This is a genomic window from Methylobacterium sp. Leaf108, assembly GCF_001423265.1.
In the GTDB taxonomy this organism is placed as follows: Bacteria; Pseudomonadota; Alphaproteobacteria; order Rhizobiales; family Beijerinckiaceae; genus Methylobacterium.
Genome location: NZ_LMND01000023.1, coordinates 222,030 through 240,826, shown reverse-complemented (window position 1 = coordinate 240,826; position 18,797 = coordinate 222,030). Strand labels below are relative to the sequence as shown.

At 67.8% G+C, this 18,797-nt stretch carries 15 protein-coding genes and 1 tRNA gene; 2 read left to right on the top strand and 14 right to left on the bottom strand.

Features of this window, described 5'->3' with window-relative positions; genetic code table 11:
* Positions 1–6 precede the first annotated feature (6 nt).
* From ASF39_RS12170 to ASF39_RS12155, 8 genes are all read right to left on the bottom strand, one after another.
* Positions 7–2,127, bottom strand: a complete 2,121-nt coding sequence (locus tag ASF39_RS12170; RefSeq protein WP_156648473.1) for a peptidase domain-containing ABC transporter — start codon at positions 2,125–2,127, stop codon at positions 7–9.
* Positions 2,128–2,134: 7 nt separating this feature from the next.
* Entirely contained in the window at positions 2,135–3,427 is a 1,293-nt protein-coding gene (locus tag ASF39_RS12165) for an HlyD family efflux transporter periplasmic adaptor subunit (protein WP_055885822.1), read from the bottom strand.
* Positions 3,424–4,326, bottom strand: coding sequence for a hypothetical protein (locus tag ASF39_RS21340; RefSeq protein ID WP_055885817.1), 903 nt, complete (start codon positions 4,324–4,326; stop codon positions 3,424–3,426). Before ASF39_RS21340 ends, ASF39_RS12165 begins: the two co-directional genes overlap by 4 nt.
* 139 nt (positions 4,327–4,465) lie before the next feature.
* Positions 4,466–4,588 carry a hypothetical protein gene (locus ASF39_RS22565; protein ID WP_274533832.1) on the bottom strand — a complete coding sequence of 41 codons (123 nt, stop codon included), beginning with the start codon at positions 4,586–4,588 and terminating at the stop codon, positions 4,466–4,468.
* A 258-nt stretch (positions 4,589–4,846) separates the two neighbouring features.
* Positions 4,847–5,002: a hypothetical protein gene (locus ASF39_RS21335; RefSeq protein ID WP_156387695.1), complete on the bottom strand. Its 156-nt coding sequence runs from the start codon at positions 5,000–5,002 to the stop codon at positions 4,847–4,849.
* Positions 5,003–5,091: 89 nt separating this feature from the next.
* A complete protein-coding gene (locus ASF39_RS21330; RefSeq protein ID WP_156387694.1) occupies positions 5,092–5,247 on the bottom strand; it encodes a hypothetical protein in 156 nt (51 codons plus the stop codon).
* A 90-nt stretch (positions 5,248–5,337) separates the two neighbouring features.
* Entirely contained in the window at positions 5,338–5,493 is a 156-nt protein-coding gene (locus ASF39_RS21325; RefSeq protein ID WP_156387693.1) for a hypothetical protein, read from the bottom strand.
* A 151-nt stretch (positions 5,494–5,644) separates the two neighbouring features.
* On the bottom strand, positions 5,645–5,818 hold the full coding sequence (locus tag ASF39_RS12155) for a hypothetical protein (protein WP_156387692.1): 174 nt from the start codon (positions 5,816–5,818) through the stop codon (positions 5,645–5,647).
* A gap of 699 nt (positions 5,819–6,517) precedes the next feature.
* On the opposite strand from ASF39_RS12155, the gene dnaE reads away from it, so the two are divergent.
* Positions 6,518–10,015: a DNA polymerase III subunit alpha gene (dnaE, locus tag ASF39_RS12150; protein ID WP_056284206.1), complete on the top strand. Its 3,498-nt coding sequence runs from the start codon at positions 6,518–6,520 to the stop codon at positions 10,013–10,015.
* A 27-nt stretch (positions 10,016–10,042) separates the two neighbouring features.
* Here dnaE and ASF39_RS21895 read toward each other — a convergent pair whose 3' ends face one another.
* The 6 genes from ASF39_RS21895 to ASF39_RS12120 form a co-directional block, all read right to left on the bottom strand.
* On the bottom strand, positions 10,043–10,516 hold the full coding sequence (locus ASF39_RS21895; protein ID WP_200938209.1) for a hypothetical protein: 474 nt from the start codon (positions 10,514–10,516) through the stop codon (positions 10,043–10,045).
* A gap of 96 nt (positions 10,517–10,612) precedes the next feature.
* Complete coding sequence (lon, locus tag ASF39_RS12140) at positions 10,613–13,036, bottom strand: endopeptidase La (RefSeq protein ID WP_055885806.1); 2,424 nt, start codon at positions 13,034–13,036, stop codon at positions 10,613–10,615.
* 253 nt (positions 13,037–13,289) lie between these two features.
* The gene (gene clpX / locus ASF39_RS12135; RefSeq protein ID WP_055885803.1) at positions 13,290–14,561 is read right to left on the bottom strand and encodes an ATP-dependent Clp protease ATP-binding subunit ClpX; all 1,272 of its coding nucleotides are present in this window, start codon (positions 14,559–14,561) and stop codon (positions 13,290–13,292) included.
* A gap of 197 nt (positions 14,562–14,758) precedes the next feature.
* Positions 14,759–15,385 (bottom strand): ATP-dependent Clp protease proteolytic subunit, encoded by a 627-nt coding sequence (locus ASF39_RS12130; RefSeq protein ID WP_055885801.1) that lies wholly within the window; start codon positions 15,383–15,385, stop codon positions 14,759–14,761.
* 135 nt (positions 15,386–15,520) lie between these two features.
* On the bottom strand, positions 15,521–16,918 hold the full coding sequence (gene tig / locus ASF39_RS12125; RefSeq protein WP_055885798.1) for a trigger factor: 1,398 nt from the start codon (positions 16,916–16,918) through the stop codon (positions 15,521–15,523).
* 175 nt (positions 16,919–17,093) lie between these two features.
* Positions 17,094–17,179: transfer RNA gene (locus ASF39_RS12120), tRNA-Leu, on the bottom strand.
* 174 nt (positions 17,180–17,353) lie between these two features.
* Here ASF39_RS12120 and ASF39_RS12115 point away from each other — a divergent pair.
* Positions 17,354–18,796, top strand: a complete 1,443-nt coding sequence (locus tag ASF39_RS12115) for a multicopper oxidase family protein (protein WP_056284200.1) — start codon at positions 17,354–17,356, stop codon at positions 18,794–18,796.
* Position 18,797 lies beyond the last annotated feature (1 nt).

The window sequence follows — 18,797 nt, the reverse complement described above, 5'->3', positions numbered from 1 at the left end:
GATCGGTCAGGCGCTGAGCGCCACGGGCGTGCGATGGACCTCCACGAGGCGGCCGTCCTGGACCCGGAAGGCGCGGTCGACCTGGTCGAGCAGCATCTCCGAATGTGTCACGAAGATCTTGGCTGCCGGAACCCGCTTCAGTCCCTCCACCAGGGCGAGTTCGGTGGCCGGATCGAGGTTGGCGGTGACCTCGTCGAGGAGCAGCAGGCGCGGCGAGCGGCAGAGCGCGCGGGCCAGCAGCAGCCGGCGGCGCTGGCCGGTGGAGAGGATGCTCGATTCCTCCGACACCAGGGTGGCGAAGCCCTGCGGTAGCCGCTCGATCTCCTCGGCGAGGCCGACGCAGTCGAGGGCCTTGACCATGGCCGCCTTGGTCACGTCGGGATCGAACATCGCGAGGTTGTCGGCCACCGTTCCGGCGAAGACGCCGTCGTCGGCGAAGACCGCCCCGAGGTTGGCCCTGAACTCGCGCTTGCCGAACTGGCTGATCGGCTGGCCGTCGATGAGCAGGCGCCCTTCGGCCGGTTCGTGCAGGCTCGCGATGATCTTGAGGAGCGAGGACTTGCCCGAGCCCGAGAGGCCGAGGATCGCGATCGACTCCTTGCGTTCGAGGTCGATGGAGAGGTTCACGTTCTGGAGGAGCGGCCGGTCGGCCCGGCCGAACCGGACCATGACGTTCTCCAGGCTCACGGTGCGCCGGATGCGCCGGTCAACGGCGGCGGCATCGGCGTGGGGCTCGGCCTCCTGCCCGATGACGTCGTCGAGGCGCTTGAAGTGGACCTTCATGATCGAGAACTGCAAGAGGTTGGTGGCGAGCAGGTTCACGATCTCGAAGAAGTGGTTCCGCAGGGCGAAGAAGGCGTAGAGCATGCCCACCGAGAGCGTGCTCTTCATGACGCCGGTGACGCCCATGTAGAGGGTCAGCACCGTGCTGAGCACGATGGCGATGTGGATGAACAGCTCGGTGGCGATGGCCGCCTTGCGCGCCTGGAAGTCGGTGTTGGCGAAGCGCACGAAACTCTCGAACCAGCGCATGGTGAAGAGTTCGGAGGTGTTGTGCGCCTTCAGGGTCTGGATCCGCCGCAACCCGTCGATCAGGAGCGAGCGCTCCTGGGAATGGGCGTCGAGGGAGGCGTCGGTGTAGCGGCGCAGGGCCGGGAACGAGACGAAGCGCAGGGCGAGCACCGCCACCAGGGTCAGGAGCGAGACCATGGTCATCGCCGGCGAGTAGTAGAACATCAGCCCGACGATCAGGATCGACATCAGCGCGTCGGCCACGGAGGCGACGAGGCCGCCCACGAGGCTCGCCTTGACGTGCTCGATCGAATCCAGCCGCACCACGAAGTCGCCCGGATGGCGCGACTCGAAGAACTTCAGCGGCAGCCGCATGGCATGGCCGACGACGTTGCGGGTGAAGGCGATCTGCAGGAGGATCGACGAGCGCAGGGTGATGTAGTCGCGCAGGCCCTTGGCGATGGCCTCGAACACCAGGAAGAACCCGAGGCCGATGGTGAGCACGGCCAGGAGATCGAGGTCGGTCTGCGGGATCACCGTGTCGAGGGCGATCTCCAAGAGGATCGGGGTCGAGAGCGACAGGAGCCCGATCGCCAGGGACACGATGGTGACCTGGCTCAGGACGTTGCCGAGGCCGCGGATCGAACGGAACAGCTCGAAGAAGCTCGTGGCCGATTTCGACTCGACCTTGCTGAAGTCGATCCGCGGTTCGAACTCGAGGGCGACGCCGGAGAAGTACCGCTCCATGTCGGCGCGCTGGTAGAGGCGCAAGCCGAACTGCGGGTCCATGACGTGGAAGGTGTCGCCGACGATGCGCTCCAGCACCACGAAGTGGTTGCCCTGCCAGTGCAGCAGCGCCGGCAGCGACAGGTTGGCGAGTTCGCCGACGTTGGCGAGGCCGTAGCCCTGCGCGTCGAGGGAGAGGGCGCCGGCCACCTCGACGATGTTGGCCAGGGTCATCCCGCTGCGCGAGAGCGGGAACAGGGTGCGCATGTAGGTGAGGTCGACGTCGTGGCGATGATAGTTGGCGATCATCGCGAGGCAGGCGAGGCCGCACTCGTTGGCCTCGCTCTGCAGGATCGGCTTGACGGCCCGGCGCCGATTCAGGAACGACATGGTCCGATCAGCCCCGTCCGCGCATGGCCCGGATCGGGTCGAGGACCCAATCGATCAGGCGCCTGCGCTCGATCACGATATCCGCCGAGAGGGTGGAGCCGAGGGCGATGGTCTCGTCCCGGCCGTAGGCGTGGATCACCTTGGTCTCGGGCCTCACCTCGACGCGGAACACCGACTGCTGGGCCGAGGCCGTGGCCGCCGCGGGGCGCCCGTCGGCCATGCCGTCCTTTTCCGAGGTGACGGTGGGCGCCTTGATCGGCGAGGAGGCGATGGCGGTGATGGTGCCGTGCGAGACGCCGAAGACCTTGAAGGGGAAGGCGTCGTACTTGAGGACGACGCGCTGGCCGACCTTGGCGAGGCCGATGGCACGCGATGGCACCTCGAGCACCACCACCGGCTCGGCGGCGGGATCGCCGACCACGGCGACGACCTGGTCGGACTGGACCGCGGCTCCGGTCTCCGCAAGCAGGCTCGCCACCTGGCCGGCGAAGGGCGCCAGCACCTGGATCTCGGATTGGGCCTGGGTGCCGGCGAGCTGGGCCTCGATCAGGCTGAGCTCGCTGGCGATGGTGGACAACTGCCCCTGCTTCTCCAGGACGAGCTGCTGGAGGGTGCGCACGCGCTCGGTGCTCTGCTGGGTCAACTCGGCCCGGCGCACCCGGATCTCCGAGAGCTGGCGGGCGTAGTCGAAGGCTGTGCGCTCGTAGCTGTTGAGCGCGTCGCGGGTGGCGTAGCCCGCGGTCATGTACTGGCGGACCCGGCGCACCATCTGCTCCTGGCGCTCGAGGGCGCGGCGGATCGCGTCCTCGTTCTGGATCGTCGCCTTGATGACGCTGTCGAGGGTCTGGGTGAGCTGGCTGCTGTCGCCCGCGCTGGAATCGAGGAAGCTCGTCAGGCGCGCCTGACTGGCCAGCAGGTTGTCCCGCTTCTGGCGCAGGCTCGCGGCGGCGGCGCCGACGGTGGAGACGCCGTTGCTGGTGACCTCGCGCAGGCGGATCGTCATGATCGGCTGGCCGGCCGCCACCATCCCGCCCTGGGGGACGTGGATCGTCTTGACCACGCCGTTGACCTGCGCATCGAGGCGCGACAGCCCCGACGAGGCCGAGGTGTAGCCGCGCACGGCCTCGGTGCGTGCGAAATGCCCGAACGTCATCACCATGACGAGGACGACCACGAGGGCGCCGCACAGCATCGCGAGCCAGGTCGTGCCCCTGTCCTGGCGGACGTGGATCGATGAGCCCAGGGCCCTGGCGGCACCGCCGAGGGACGGTGCCGGCGCGTCGGGGGCGGCGGAGGTCATTCGGCGGCATCCGTGGCGAGATCGGGCAGGGGGGCGAATTCGGACAGGCGCGGCCAGAAGTGCCATTGCCCGGGTGCGCGCAGGATCGCCGTCTCCACATGGCGGGAGACGAGGCCGGCGATGCGCAGCCGCTCGGCGCGGCCGACGTCGACCACCTCGAAGGCGCGGCCCACGTGCACGGTGTCGCCGCTCAGCGACGAGGTGACGGCGAGCGGCACGACGGTGGCGTTGGCGACCCGCGCCAGCGAATCGATCCCCAACGCCAGTCGCATCGGCCGGCCGAGGAGCTCGACGTCGATCGGGCCGCCGTAGCTCGGAGGCAGGTCGACGAAATAGATCACGACGGCGCCCTGGCGCACGAACCGCACCGCCTCGGCATAGCTCGCCTTGTCGGAGACCTGCAGGAACCGCATCTCGATGCCGATCTCGCGGATGCGCTCCATCACCCGGGTATCGGCCTCGTGGTCCTCCCGCGCCCGCAGGATCAGCATGCGCCGTCCGGGAAAGAACGTCCTCATGGTGGCCGCGAGGCCGAAGACGTAGTTGCCCATGTGAAGGGGGGCCAGGATGACCGGATTGCCCGATGCCGCCGTGCGGGTGAGGATGCCGGCACCCTCCGTCACCACCCGGCGCGAATCGGCGATCAGCTGGTCGGTGCTGCGCACCAGCAGCGCCAGCCATTCGAGTTCGGTGAGGGTGTCGTGAAAGGCGATCTCGCGGTCGAGCCGCTTGGCGTCACGGGTGCCCAACCGCAGGGTGTGGCGCAGGAGGCCGTGGAGGTCGAAGTCGGCCTTGCGTCCCGCGATCCTGCCGGCGGTCCAGACCGCACGCAGGGCGTGCCGCCGCGCCGCGAGGGGCAGGCTGGCAATGCGTCGTGAGAGGGCAGGAATGTCGTCCATGATGGCGACATGCCTAGCCTAACAGGCTTTGCGACAGGTTAAGGCGGCGCCCGGCGCAACCCTCGGGGTGCAACCGGACGCCGCCGATTCGAGATCGGTGCGTGCGGGTCCGCCGACCCGCACGCGGGGGAATTCGAGGTCAGGACTTGTCCTTGCCCTTGCCGCCCTTGCCATGACCCTTGTCGTGGCCATGACCGTGGCCGTAGTCCTTGCCACCGCCGCCGGACACGGTCTGCAGGGTCTTCAGATCGAGCTTGCGCATGTCATCACTCCTGGGGCTGAACGGCGTTAACACATCGTTAACTCCACCCTCTTGATGACCGACGATTCGTGCCCTGTCGAGATCATGCGACGGACGATACAGGGCCTTATTGCTACTTAAGTAATATAAGTCCGAACTCTATTGAGTGTCGCGCGCTCGACATTGCTCTCACCAAGACGGGAAGGCGGTGTCGGCAGACGGCCTCGGTGTCGATCGGTCCGGGGGCCGGAGCCTCGACCGGACCGGTCTCGGTGCCGATCAGGACTTCTTCGACGAGCCGCTGTTCGAGCTCTGGTTCGAGGTGTTGCCGTAATAGACGGTGTTGCCGTTGCCGTTGATGGCGACGCCGTGATTGGTCGCCTGAGCGGCGCCGCCCGAGATCGCGGTCAGGGTGGTGAGGTCGAGCTTGGTCATCGGTCCGATATCCTGAGTTGTGAGGGAGGGAGGAAAGGGCGCCCGTGGTCCGGGTGCCCGGCAGAGGTCGGATCGCGGCTAAGCGCGGATCAGCACTTCTTCGACGAACCCTTGTTCGAGCTCTGGTTCGCGGTGTTGCCGTAATAGACGGTGTTGCCGTCACCGTTGATGGCGACGCCGCCGTTGCTGGCCTGCGCGGCGCCGCCGGAAATCGCGGTCATGGTGGTGAGGTCGAGCTTCGTCATCGGTCCGGTACCCTGGCTGTGAGAGGGGGAGATCGAGGGGCGCCCGTGGGCCGGGCGCCCGGGAGACGTCGGATCGCGCTGAAGCGCGGATCAGGACTTCTTCGACGAGCCGCTGTTGGAGCTCTGGTTCGAGGTGTTGCCGTAATAGACGGTGTTGCCGTTGCCGTTGATGGCGACGCCACCGTTGGTGGCCTGGGCGGCGCCGCCCGAGATCGTGGTCATGCTGGTGAGGTCGAGCTTCGTCATGGCGTTGTCTCCGCGGAATGGGACATTGAAAAAGGATGGGGGTTCGTCCCGAGGCCGAGCCGTCGTCGACGGTTCACGTCGACGAGGCCGGCCGGTCAAGGGCGTGTCGAGCGGTCGGTCGCGGGGAGCAAAACCACGCGACCTGTCCTGATCAGGACTTCTTCGACGAGCCGCTGTTCGAGCTCTGGTTCGAGGTGTTGCCGTAATAGACGGTGTTGCCGTTGCCATTGATGGCGACGCCGCCGTTGCTGGCCTGGGCGCCACCGCCGCCGGCATAACCACCGCCCGAGATCGCGGTCATGGTGGTGAGATCGAGCTTCGTCATGGTCATCTTCCCGTTCGTCTGTCGAAGTCAGCGCCGCGCCAGCTCCGTGACGCCTTATTGCTACGTTTTTCAGTGTTCGTCTACGACAAATGCGACGTTACGCATTCTATGATTAATATACCTAAGTACATCGAGAATTCAACTACGCAGTTCAGGCTCTGACAAGGTTAACGCGTCCGCGCCAGTCTGTTGAGGTCGCGCATTCATGCCTGGGCAGGGCGGCCCGTCTTCGGTCGCGTGGATATCGGCGGACAAGCTCCACGACGGCCGCCGCCCGCGCGGAGCCGCAGGCAGGGAAGGGAAGGGCAGGAAAGGACCGACGCTCATAAACTCTTCACCCTGTCGCAAGCGCCGGACACATCCCCGCTTTACACAGAACAAAACAGGAACAAAGATCGCGGGAGTACCCGAAGGAGCGACGACGATGATCAAGCGCACGATCATAACCGGCATGGTCGAGTTCACGGCCTTCGGGCTGCTCGCCGGTGCGCTGGCGGCGTGGGCGGTGGCGCTCGCGCCCCTGCGTTGAGCGAGCGCCGCCTCGGTGCCGACCCGTCCTCTCCCGTCGGCGGATCACGCCTGGACCGGGCTGCGCGATCCGTGGCGGCGAAGGCACAGCCGGGCTCCGTTCCACAGGCAATCGCAGGACCGGTGCCGGTGGTGGGTAGACGGGTAAGGACGACTCGCGATCCTGGCGCCATGACGCTCAAAGATCCCGGCTTCGTCCATCTCCACGTCCATTCCTCGTTCTCCCTGCTCGAAGGGGCCCTGAAGGTCGGCGACCTCGTCAAGGCCGCAGCGGCGGACCGGCAGCCCGCCCTGGCGCTCACCGACACCAACAACCTGTTCGGAGCGCTGGAATTCTCGGAGAAGGCGGCGGGCCTGGGCATCCAGCCGATCGCCGGCCTGCACCTGTCGGTCGCCTTCGAGTCCCCCGACCCGATGGCGCGGGTGGCCCATGTCCCGGCGAGCACCGTGGTCGTCCTCGCCCAGGACGAGCGCGGCTACGGCAACCTGCTGCGGCTGGCGAGCAGGGCCTATTTCGACGGCCCCCTCGGAGAACCGCCCCGGATCGCCGCCCAGGCCCTCACCGAGGCCAGCGGCGGGCTGATCGCGCTCACGGGAGGCCCGTCCGGCCCCCTCGACACCGCCCTGCGGGCCGGGCGCAGCGAACTCGCCGCCAGGCGCCTGGAACGGCTCGTCGGGGCGTTCGGCCAGGACAACCTCTATGTGGAGATCCAGCGCCATGGGCTCGACGAGGAGCGGATGGTCGAGCGCGAACTCATCCGCCTCGCCGACGGCCACGGCCTGGGGATCGTGGCCTCGAACGAGCCGTTCTTCGGCAAAGCCGACGACTACGCCGCCCACGATGCGCTGCTCGCCATCGCCGAGGGCCGCCTCGTCTCCGACGAGCGCCGCCGCCGGCTGACGCCGCGGCACGCCTTCACGACCCGGGCCGAGATGGCACGCCTGTTCCACGACATGCCGGACGCGCTCGCCGCCAGCGTCGAGATCGCCATGCGCTGTGCCTACCGGGTCCGTACCCGCAAGCCGATCCTCCCGAACTTCGCCCGCGTCCAGGCCGAGGCCGTCGCCGGCGACGCCACCGACGACGTCGGCATCTCCGGGGTGGCCTCGGAGCCGGACGAGCTGCGGCGCCAGGCCGAGGCCGGCCTCGACCTGCGCCTGGCCGCCCACGGCCCGGCACCCGGCATGACCGAGCAGGTCTACCGCGAGCGCCTCGCCTTCGAGCTCGACGTCATCGTCGGCATGAAGTTTCCCGGCTACTTCCTGATCGTGTCCGACTTCATCAAGTGGGCCAAGGACCACGACATCCCCGTCGGCCCCGGGCGCGGCTCGGGCGCGGGCTCGCTCGTGGCCTACGCGCTCCTGATCACCGACCTCGACCCGCTTCGGTTCGGCCTCTTGTTCGAGCGCTTCCTCAACCCCGAGCGCGTCTCGATGCCGGATTTCGACATCGACTTCTGCGTCGAGGGGCGCGAGCGCGTGATCCAGTACGTGCAGGAGCGCTACGGCGAGCCCCAGGTCGCCCAGATCATCACCTTCGGCACCCTGCAGGCGCGTGGCGTGCTGCGCGACGTCGGGCGCGTGCTGGAGATGCCCTATGGGCAGGTCGACAAGCTGACCAAGCTGGTGCCGCAGAACCCGGCCAATCCCGTCACCCTGACCCAGGCGATCGAGGGCGAGCCCAAGCTGCAGGCCGCCATGGAGGAGGAGCCGGTGGTGGCCCGCCTCATGGGGATCGCCAAGAAGCTGGAGGGCCTGCACCGCCACGCCTCGACCCACGCCGCCGGCGTGGTGATCGGCGACCGGCCGATCGAGGCCCTGGTGCCGCTCTATCGCGATCCCAAGACCGGCATGCGGGTGACCCAGTTCAACATGAAGTGGGTCGAGGCCGCCGGCCTCGTCAAGTTCGATTTCCTGGGCCTGAAGACCCTGACGATGCTGCGCTGCTGCACCGATCTGCTCAAGCAGCGCGGCATCCACGTCGATCTCGCATCGCTGCCGCTGGACGACCCCAAGACCTACGAGCCGATGAAGCGCGGCGAGACGGTGGGCGTGTTCCAGGTGGAATCGGCCGGCATGCGCAAGGCGCTCGTGGAGATGCAAGCCGACCGCTTCGAGGACATCATCGCGCTGGTGGCACTCTACCGGCCGGGCCCGATGGCCAACATCCCGGTCTATTGCGAGCGCAAGCTCGGTCGCGACGCCGGCAACGAAGCCGCCTGGTATCCCCACCCCAAGCTCGAGCCGATCCTGGCCGAGACCTTCGGCATCATCGTCTACCAGGAGCAGGTGATGGAGGTGGCCAAGGTGCTGGCCGGCTATTCGCTCGGCGACGCCGACATGCTCCGCCGCGCCATGGGCAAGAAGATCAAGGCCGAGATGGACGCCCAGCGCGACCGCTTCGTGAAGGGCTCGGTGGAGCGCGGCCTGACGGAGTCGAAAGCCAACGAGATCTTCGACCTCCTGGCCAAGTTCGCCGACTACGGCTTCAACAAGAGCCATGCCGCGGCCTACGCCCTCCTGACCTACCAGACCGCCTATCTCAAGGCGAACCATCCGGTCGAATTCCTGGCCGCGGCGATGCAGCTCGACATCGACGTCACCGACAAGCTCGCCGAGTTCCGCCAGGATGCCCAGCGCCTGAAGATCACGGTGGAACCGCCGTCGATCAACACCTCGGGCGTCGGCTTCGAGGTCCACGACGGGCGTATTCGCTACGCCCTGGCGGCGATCAAGGGCGTCGGGCGAGCCGCCGTGGAAGCCCTCGTGGCGGCCCGCGGCGACAAGCCCTTCGGCGATCTCGCCTGCCTCGCCCGGCGGCTCAACCCGCGCCACGTCAACAAGCGCACCCTGGAGAATCTGGTGGCCGCAGGCGCCCTCGATCCGATCGAGGTCGACCGGGCGCGGGCGTTCGCCGCGGTGGAGCCGATGATGAAGCTGGCGCAGGGGGCGGCCGAGGCCGAGAGCACCGGCATCGCCGACATGTTCGGCGGGGTCGTCGCGCTGGGCATCGAACTGCGGGTACCGCCCTACGAGCCGTGGCCGATGGCGGAGACCCTCAAGAAGGAATACGAGGCCATCGGCTTCTTCCTGTCCGGCCACCCCCTCGACGAGTACGGCGCGCTCCTCGAAAAGCTGCGGGTGCAGACCTGGGCCGAGTTCGGCAAGGGCGTGCGGGCCGGCACCACGAGCGTCGCCAAGGTCGCGGCCTCGGTGCTCGACCGGTCCGAGCGCCGCACCAAGAGCGGCAACAAGCTCGGGATCGTGACGCTCTCGGACCAGACCGGCCACTTCGAGGCGATCATCTTCCAGGAGGGGCTGAACCAGTTCCGCGAGATCCTGGAGCCGGGCCGACCCCTCGTTCTGCAGTTGCAGGCCAACCTCGAGGGCGACGACGTGCGCGCCCGCATCCTCTCGGCCGAACCCCTCGACGAGGCGGTGGCCCGCCACCAGAAGGGCATGCGGGTCTACCTGCGCGACGAACGCCCGCTCGGCAGCGTGCACCAGCGCCTGCAGGTGCGCGGCGAGGGCGAGGTCTCGTTGATCCTCATCCTCGACGGCGGCGAACGCGAGGTCGAGGTCAAGCTGCCGGGCAAATATCAGGCGACACCACAGATCGCCGGGGCGCTGCGGGCGGTGCCGGGGGTCGTGCAGGTGGAGGTGAACTGAGCGCCAGCGCCGGCCGGGGGGCGTCCGTCAGGACCGGGCCGCGTTCCCGAGGGTCTCCAGCTCCGGGAACGGCTCCGTCCGGTGCCCTTCGCAGACCTCGACCTCGTCCTCGACCACCTTCAGCACGCCGCCCTCGTCGCGAATCACGACCTTGGGGCGCTCGCCGTTATCGAAGCTTCGGCCCTTCATCCGGCTCGACACGCAATAGAGCGTACGCCCGCCGTCCTCGAACGGGCCGGAGAGGCGGCTCTTTTCGAAGCGAACGGGAATGACGGAGATCGCCCCGAAATCGGTCTGGCGCAGGGCCAGCGCCGCCACGCGCTCGCGCAGGGTCGCGGTCGGCGAGGGCGGTGGCGGCCCCGTCCCGCTGCAGGCGGACACAAAGAGACCCAGCGTGATCGGCACATGTCGCAAACGCCATCGGGACCGCATCGAAACCTCGCCGCCTGGCGGACGACGATAGCGGTACGCCCGCTTTGCGGGAATACGGATCGACGACACAACCGCGTTCCTTCTTTGGAAATCGGAGTGCCATAAGAAAACGGCGGCCCCCGTGGGAGCCGCCGCTATCACCGTCCCGTCGATGGTCGCGGCGTGTCAGTGCGCCACCACGATCGCCCCGTCGTCGTCCGCCACCACCGGCTTGACCGCCGGCAACGGCTCGTCCCACTCGATCGCCTCGGGCACACGCACCAGGGCGTGCTTGAGCACCTGATCCATCCGCGAGACCGGGATGATCTCCAGCCCGTTCTTCACGCTGTCGGGCACCTCGGCGATGTCCTTCGCGTTCTCCTCGGGGATCAGCACCGTCTTGATGCCGCCGCGGAGAGCCGCGAGCAGCTTCTCCTTGAGTCCGCCGATCGGCAGCACCCGACCACGCAGGGTCACTTCACCCGTCATCGCCACGTCGCGGCGCACGGCGATCCCCGTCATCGTCGAGATGATGGCGGTGGCCATGCCGATACCGGCGGAGGGACCGTCCTTCGGGGTCGCCCCCTCGGGAACGTGGACGTGGATGTCGCGACGGTCGAACAGCGGCGGCTCGATGCCGAAGTCGACGGCCCGCGAGCGGACGTAGCTCGCCGCGGCCGAGATCGACTCCTTCATCACGTCGCGCAGGTTCCCTGTCACCGTCATCTTGCCCTTGCCGGGCATCATGACGCCTTCGATCGTCAGCAGTTCGCCGCCGACCTCGGTCCAGGCCAGACCGGTCACCAGACCGACCTGATCCTCCTCGTCGATCTCGCCGTAGCGGAACTTCGGAGGACCGAGGAACACCGGCAGGGTCTCCTCAGTGACGGCCACGGCCTTCACCTTGGTGATCAGGATTTCCTTGACCGCCTTGCGGATCAGGTTCGACAGCTCGCGCTCGAGGTTGCGCACGCCGGCTTCGCGGGTGTAGCGGCGAATCAGCATCAGGAGCGATGCGTCGTCGATCTGCCATTCCTTGACGTCGAGGCCGTGCTTCTTGAGCGCGCTCGGGATCAGGTGCTTGCGCCCGATCTCGACCTTTTCCTCCTCGGTGTAGCCGGCGATACGGATCACCTCCATGCGGTCCATCAAGGGCGCAGGGATGTTGAGCGTATTGGCCGTCGTCACGAACATGACGTTCGAAAGATCGTAGTCGACCTCAAGGTAGTGGTCGTTGAAGGTCGAGTTCTGCTCGGGGTCCAGGACTTCGAGCAAAGCCGCCGACGGATCACCACGGAAGTCCATGCCCATCTTGTCGATCTCGTCGAGCAGGATGAGGGGGTTGGAGGTCTTGGCCTTGCGCATCGACTGCACGATCTTGCCGGGCATCGAACCGATGTAGGTCCGGCGGTGACCGCGGATCTCGGCCTCGTCGCGCACGCCGCCCAAGGACATCCGCACGAACTCACGGCCGGTCGCCTTGGCGATCGACTTGCCGAGCGAGGTCTTGCCCACGCCGGGTGGGCCGACGAGGCAGAGAATCGGGCCGGTGAGCTTGTTGGCCCGCTGCTGCACGGCCAGGTACTCGACGATCCGCTCCTTGACCTTGTCGAGGCCGAAGTGGTCGTTGTCGAGCATGCCCTGGGCGCCGAGCAGGTCCTTCTTGATCTTGGACCGCTTGCCCCACGGGATGCCGAGCATCCAGTCGAGGTAGTTGCGTACCACCGTCGCCTCGGCCGACATCGGCGACATCTGGCGCAGCTTCTTCAGCTCGGCCACCGCCTTCTCGCGGGCTTCCTTGGTGAACTTGGTCTTCTCGATCTTGTCCTCGAGCTCGGCGAGCTCGTCGCGACCGTCCTCGTCGCCGAGCTCCTTCTGGATCGCCTTCATCTGCTCGTTGAGGTAGTACTCGCGCTGGGTCTTCTCCATCTGCCGCTTGACGCGGGTCCGGATGCGCTTCTCCACCTGCAGGACCGAGATCTCGCTCTCCATCAGCGACAGCACGCGCTCGAGGCGCTGCGCCACCGTCGGGATCTCGAGGATCGCCTGCTTGTCGGCGATCTTGACGGCCAGATGCGAGCCGACGGTGTCGGCGAGCTTCGAGGGCTCGTCGATCTGCGTCACGGCCGAGACGACCTCGGGCGAGATCTTCTTGTTGAGCTTCACGTAGTTCTCGAACTCCGAGATCACGGAGCGGGCCAGGGCCTCTGCCTCGACGCGATCGCCGAGCTCGTCGGTCAATGTCTCGGCCTCCGCCTCGTAATAGGCGTCCGACTTGCTGAAGCGGGTGATCTGGGCGCGTCCGGCGCCCTCGACCAGCACCTTCACGGTGCCGTCGGGCAGCTTGAGAAGCTGGAGCACGCTGGCCAGGGTGCCGATCTTGTAGATCGCGTCGGTGGCCGGATCGTCGTCGCTGGCGTTGATCTGCGTGGCGAGTAGGATGTGGCGATCGGTGCGAACCGCCTCCTCCAGGGCACGGATCGACTTCTCGCGGCCGACGAAGAGCGGCACGATCATATGCGGGAATACGACGATGTCTCGCAGGGGCAGGACGGCATAGGTGCCCGTCGAGCCCGGGACCACCGGCTGGCGCGATTTCGATTGGGTCATAAAGGACTTCCTCATGATTGACGCCGGGCAGCCGCCTCTCAATGAGGAGCAAGCAACCTGCCAGGGGCCGACCGGGCCGCGAGGGGGTCGGAAGCAACGGAGACGATGCGGCTGGCGGCGCGGCACCGGACCCCAGACAGTGGGCGTGCGGCCATCGCGCTAGGCTTCAAATGGTCCCTGCGGCGAGGGTCTTCAAGCGGCCCGCCGGCCTGCCGGCCCCTCATGCGACAAGGGGGCCGGCTCGGGATCGCCCTCAGGCGCTGACGCTGGCGGGCACGTCCTTGTTGCGGTCACCGTGGATGTAGAGCGGGCGAGACTTGCCCTCCACCACCTCGGGGCCGATCACCACCTGCTCCACGGAATCGAGGCCGGGCAGGTCGTACATCGTCTCGAGCAGGATGGTCTCCAGGATCGAGCGCAGGCCGCGCGCACCGGTCTTCCGCTCGATCGCCTTGCGGGCGACCATGGAGAGGGCCTCGTCCTGGAAGGTCAGGTCGACGTTCTCCATCTCGAACAGGCGCTGGTACTGCTTCACGAGCGCGTTCTTGGGCTCCTGCAGGATGCGCTTGAGGGCGACCTCGTCGAGGTCCTCCAGCGTCGCCAGCACCGGCAGACGACCCACGAACTCGGGGATCAGGCCGAACTTCAGCAGGTCCTCGGGCTCGACATTCCGGAAGATCTCGCCGGTCCGGCGGTCGTCAGGGGCCTGCACGGTCGCGCCGAAGCCGATCGAGGTGCCCTTGCCGCGCGCCGAGATGATGCGCTCCAGCCCGGCGAAGGCGCCGCCGCAGATGAAGAGGATGTTAGTGGTGTCGACCTGCAGGAACTCCTGCTGCGGGTGCTTGCGGCCGCCCTGCGGAGGCACGGAGGCGACGGTGCCCTCCATGATCTTCAGGAGGGCCTGCTGCACGCCCTCGCCGGACACGTCGCGGGTGATCGAGGGGTTGTCTGACTTGCGGCTGATCTTGTCGATCTCGTCGATGTAGACGATGCCGCGCTGCGCCCGCTCGACGTTGTAGTCGGAGGCCTGGAGCAGCTTCAGGATGATGTTCTCGACGTCCTCACCGACGTAGCCGGCCTCGGTCAGCGTCGTCGCGTCCGCCATCGTGAAGGGCACGTCGAGGATGCGGGCGAGTGTCTGGGCGAGCAGAGTCTTGCCGGAGCCGGTGGGCCCGATCAGCATGATGTTGGACTTGGCCAGCTCGACGTCGTTGTGCTTCGAGGCGTGGGCGAGGCGCTTGTAGTGGTTGTGCACCGCGACCGAGAGCACCTTCTTGGCGAAATCCTGGCCGATGACGTAGTCGTCGAGGACGCGGCGGATCTCCTTGGGCGTCGGCACGCCGTCGCGCGACTTCACGAGAGAGGACTTCGACTCCTCGCGAATGATGTCCATGCACAGTTCGACACACTCGTCGCAGATGAACACCGTCGGGCCCGCGATCAGCTTGCGGACCTCGTGCTGGCTCTTGCCGCAAAACGAGCAGTACAGCGTGCTCTTCGAGTCGTTGCCGCCAGTCTTGCTCATATCGGTCTCCGATGTGCGGACATGCGGCCAGCCTCCGGCACGCACGGTTCGCTCAGATGTAATGGCATCCGCCTAAAGAAACAGTCACCTGCGCGCTTCTGACGAGAACGTCCCGGCGAGGAGATGCAAGCACGCTGCCGCGGCAGGATCAAGGCGGACCCGCCCGTTCCCGTCGCGGCAAAGGATTACGCCCGGCGTCAGGCGGCGGCCGGCTCGGGACGCTTCTGGATGACCTCGTCGATGAGGCCGAACTCCTTGGCCGCGTCGGCGGTCATGAAGTTGTCGCGCTCCAGCGCCGTCACGATGGTGTCGTAGTCGCGCCCGGTGTGCTTCACATAGATCTCGTTCAGGCGCTTCTTGAGCGCCTCGATCTCGCGGGCGTGGATCAGGATGTCGGTGGCCTGGCCCTGGAAGCCGCCGGAAGGCTGGTGGACCATGATCCGGGCGTTGGGCAGGGCGAAGCGGTGCCCGGGGGCGCCGGCGGTGAGCAGGAGCGAGCCCATGGAGGCGGCCTGGCCGACGCACAGCGTCGTCACCGGGCAGCGGATGAACTGCATCGTGTCGTAGATCGAGAGGCCCGAGGTCACCACGCCGCCGGGCGAGTTGATGTAGAAGGAGATCTCCTTCTTGGGGTTCTCGGCCTCGAGGAACAGCAACTGGGCGACGATGAGCGATGCGCCGTAATCTTCCACCGGGCCGGTGAGGAAGATGATCCGCTCGCGCAGGAGCCGCGAGTAGATGTCGAACGCCCGCTCGCCGCGGCTCGACTGCTCCACCACCATGGGCACGAGCGCGCTGTTATAATAGTCGACCGGATCTCTCATCATCGTGCCCAGGCTCCCAGGGGAATCCGGCCGCGAACCCACTCGCGGACCGGACGTGCAGCGAACAACGGCGACCGTTATGGGCGCCTCAGTTAAAAAATCCGCCCGCAGCCCCTTCGGAGGAGAGCGTCGGGCTCAGTCGGCCTTGTCGGAGGCCGGGGCGGGCTCGGCCTTGCCGTCCGCCTTGTCCTCGTCCTCGTCGGCGAACAGCGTCTCCTTCGAGACGGGCTCCTCGACGAGTTGGACCTGGGCGAGGACATGGTCGACGACCTTCTCCTCGAACAGCGGCGCGCGAAGCTCGGCGAGCGCCTGTGCGTTCTTCCGATAGAAGTCCCAGACCTGCTGCTCCTGCCCCGGGTATTGCCGGATGCGCGCGATCAGGGCCTGGTTCACCTCCTCGTCCGTCACCTTGATATCGGCCGTCTCGCCGACCTGCGCAAGCACCAAGCCGAGACGGACGCGGCGCTCGGCGATGCGGCGGTATTCCGCGGTCGCCTTCTCCTCGGTGGTGCCCTCGTCCTCGAAGGTCTTACCGCGGGTCTTGAGATCCTGCTCGACCTGGGCCCAGACGGCGGCGAACTCCTGGTGGACGAGGCTCGGCGGCAGGTCGAAGCTGTACTTGCCGTCCAGCGCGTCGAGGAGCTCCTTCTTCAGCTTGCGCCGGGACTGCGCCTCGAAGTCGCTGCCGATGGCGGCGGAGATCGCCTCGCGGAGCTTCTCGAGGGAATCCATGCCGAAGCCCTTGGCGAACGCGTCGTCGAGGGTGACCTCGCCGGGCGCCTGGATGGCGGTGACGGTGACGTCGAACTCGGCGTCCTTGCCGGCCAGGTGCTCGGCGGCGTACTCGGCCGGGAACGAAGCCTTCACGAGCCGCGCCTCGCCGACGGTGGCGCCCACGAGCTGGTCCTCGAAGCCAGGAATGAACTGGCCGGAGCCGAGCTCGAGATCGACGCCCTCGCCGGTGCCGCCCTCGAAGGGGGTGCCATCGATGCGGCCGACGAAGTCGATGGTGACGCGGTCGCCGGTGGCGGCGGCCTCACCCTCGGCTTTCGGGCTGAACGGCCGGCCCTGGCTCGCCATGCGGCCGATCGCCTCGTCGACCTCGGCCTCGGAAGGCGTGACCACGAGCTTCTTCAGGCTGACGTCGGAGAGGTCGGCGAGCTCGAAGCTCGGCAGCACTTCCAGCGCCACGTTGAAGGCGATGTCGCCCTTGGCGTCGAGGGCGCGCTCCACCACCGACTGCTCGCCGGGGAACTCGATCTTGGGCTCCAGCGCCAGCTTGAGGTTGTTGTCGGTGACGATCCGCTGGTTGGCCTCGTTGACCGCGTTCTGCAGCACGTCGGCCATCACCGAGCGCCCGTAGAGCTTGCGCAGGTGCGCCACGGGCACCTTGCCGGGGCGGAAGCCCTTGATCTGGGCCTTGTCCTTGAGCGTGGACAACTCGCTGTTCAGGCGATCCTCGAGCTCGTGGGCCGCGAAGAGAACCTGAAACTCGCGCTTCAAGCCCTGGGACAGTGTCTCGGTCACCTGCATGGTCGTCTTTCCGCTGTCGTCCGTGTGATCACGCGAATGGGTCTCGCCCGGCCTCGCCCCCGAACACGGGTCGCGGCGGCCGACGACAGCGAGAAACGCACGGGCCGGTGGTACGACAGTTACGGCAGGCCGGGCCGGCCATCGCTATGAGCCATTCCGTTCCCGACGGCGGGGCTGGTGCGGGCGGAGGGGCTCGAACCCCCACGACTCATCGTCACTGGAACCTAAATCCAGCGCGTCTACCAGTTCCGCCACGCCCGCAAGCGTCCACGCCCGGCGCGCATCCCGCCGCCAGAGCGCGGCTCTATAGCACGCACGATCCGGCCCGCAGCAAAAAACTTGCAGGCCCCCAGGGCCCCGCGCGCCGGCCGTTTGGCGGATCGCGCCGACGCCGTCTACAAGCCAGCCGCATCGCAGACGAGGCCGCGAGGACCCATGCCAGAGAATCGACCCGGCCCGTCCACCGTCGCCGCCCCGTGCGGTCCCTCGCGGCGCGCGGTGCTCGGGGCCGGCGCCCTGGGCGCGGGGCTGGCCGTGTTTCCCTCGGTGGGCGGCGCGCAGCCCGCGACGCCTGCACCCGAGCCGCGCAACCTCGTCGCCGGCGCCCTCAAGGCCCGTCTCAAGCCGGAACCGGCACCCGAGACCGCCCTGTGGGCCTTCGACGGCAAGGCGGCACCGCCGGTGGTGAGGACGCGGCATGGCGAGCCCGTGCGCCTGAAGGTCGAGAACCGGACCGACAAGCCGCTCTCGCTCCATTGGCACGGCGTGCGCAACCGCAACGCCATGGACGGCGTCGGCGGGGTGACGCAGCCGCCGATCGCACCGGGCACGGACTTCACCTACGCCTTCACGCCCCCCGACGCCGGCACCTTCCTGATGCGGCCCCTCGTGGTCGGCGGATCGAGCGAGCCGTCGGGGCGGGGCCTCGCCGGAATGCTGATCGTCGAGGAGAAGGTCCTGCCCCCGGTCGACCGCGACATCCCCCTGCTGATGCAGGACTGGCGGCTCGACGACCAGGCCGCCCTGCTGGCCTTCGGCCAGACGCCCTTCGCCGCCGCCTCCGGGCGCCTGGGCAACCTCGTCACCGTCAACGGCCGCCCGACGCCCGAGGCGATCGAGGCGCCGCCCAATGCGCGGCTGCGCCTGCGGCTGGCCAACGCCTGCAACGCCCGTGCGACCCGCATCCGCTTCGACGGGCTCAAGGTCTACGTGGTGGCCGTCGACGGCCAGCCCACCGACACCTTCGAGCCCCTGCGCGCGACGCTGCCGTTCGGCCCCGGGACCCGCTACGACCTGCTGGTCGACCTCCCGAGTTCGGCCGTCAGCGGCGCGATCACGGCGCTGATCGGGGAAGGCCTGGCGCTCGCCAGCATCACCACCAGGGGCGAGCCGGTCGCCGGAAACCGCCCTCCGATCGGGCCGGTCGGCGTCAACACCCTGCTGCCGGCCGAGGTGAAGCTGCAGAACGCGGTGCGGCGCGACATCGCGATCACCGGCGGCGCCAGGATCGACAAGGCCAAGCCCGAGGTCGAGCCGAGCTATTCCGGCGATCCGGCCCGGATCTGGGCGATGAACGGCGTCAGCGGCGCAGCGGGCCAGCCGCCGCTGTTCACCGTCAAGCGCGGTCAGGTGGTGGTCCTGGCCATCAAGAACGAGACGGCCTTCACGCAGGGCCTGCACCTGCACGGCCACGCCTTCCGCCTGCTGCACAACCTCGACGACGGCTGGGAGCCCTATTGGCTCGACACGTTCCAGCTGCCGGAAGGCCGCACCGCCCGCATCGCCTTCCTCGCCGACAATCCCGGGCGCTGGCTGATCAGCGCGGCGGTGCTGGAGCGCTTCGACACCGGGTTGTGGACGTCGTTCGAGGTGGCCTGAC

What these genes read in the sequence shown, in the direction of transcription:
- ASF39_RS12155 (WP_156387692.1), bottom strand. Translation starts at nt 5,818, where the DNA reads ATGACGAAGCTCGATCTCACCACCATGACCGCGATCTCGGGCGGTGGT.
- ASF39_RS21325 (WP_156387693.1), bottom strand. Translation starts at nt 5,493, where the DNA reads ATGACGAAGCTCGACCTCACCAGCATGACCACGATCTCGGGCGGCGCC.
- ASF39_RS12115 (WP_056284200.1), top strand. Translation starts at nt 17,354, where the DNA reads ATGCCAGAGAATCGACCCGGCCCGTCCACCGTCGCCGCCCCGTGCGGT.
- ASF39_RS21340 (WP_055885817.1), bottom strand. Translation starts at nt 4,326, where the DNA reads ATGGACGACATTCCTGCCCTCTCACGACGCATTGCCAGCCTGCCCCTC.
- ASF39_RS22565 (WP_274533832.1), bottom strand. Translation starts at nt 4,588, where the DNA reads ATGCGCAAGCTCGATCTGAAGACCCTGCAGACCGTGTCCGGCGGCGGT.
- clpX (WP_055885803.1), bottom strand. Translation starts at nt 14,561, where the DNA reads ATGAGCAAGACTGGCGGCAACGACTCGAAGAGCACGCTGTACTGCTCG.
- ASF39_RS21330 (WP_156387694.1), bottom strand. Translation starts at nt 5,247, where the DNA reads ATGACGAAGCTCGACCTCACCACCATGACCGCGATTTCCGGCGGCGCC.
- ASF39_RS12170 (WP_156648473.1), bottom strand. Translation starts at nt 2,127, where the DNA reads ATGTCGTTCCTGAATCGGCGCCGGGCCGTCAAGCCGATCCTGCAGAGC.
- lon (WP_055885806.1), bottom strand. Translation starts at nt 13,036, where the DNA reads ATGACCCAATCGAAATCGCGCCAGCCGGTGGTCCCGGGCTCGACGGGC.
- ASF39_RS12130 (WP_055885801.1), bottom strand. Translation starts at nt 15,385, where the DNA reads ATGAGAGATCCGGTCGACTATTATAACAGCGCGCTCGTGCCCATGGTG.
- ASF39_RS21335 (WP_156387695.1), bottom strand. Translation starts at nt 5,002, where the DNA reads ATGACCAAGCTCGACCTCACCACCCTGACCGCGATCTCGGGCGGCGCC.
- tig (WP_055885798.1), bottom strand. Translation starts at nt 16,918, where the DNA reads ATGCAGGTGACCGAGACACTGTCCCAGGGCTTGAAGCGCGAGTTTCAG.
- ASF39_RS12165 (WP_055885822.1), bottom strand. Translation starts at nt 3,427, where the DNA reads ATGACCTCCGCCGCCCCCGACGCGCCGGCACCGTCCCTCGGCGGTGCC.
- dnaE (WP_056284206.1), top strand. Translation starts at nt 6,518, where the DNA reads ATGACGCTCAAAGATCCCGGCTTCGTCCATCTCCACGTCCATTCCTCG.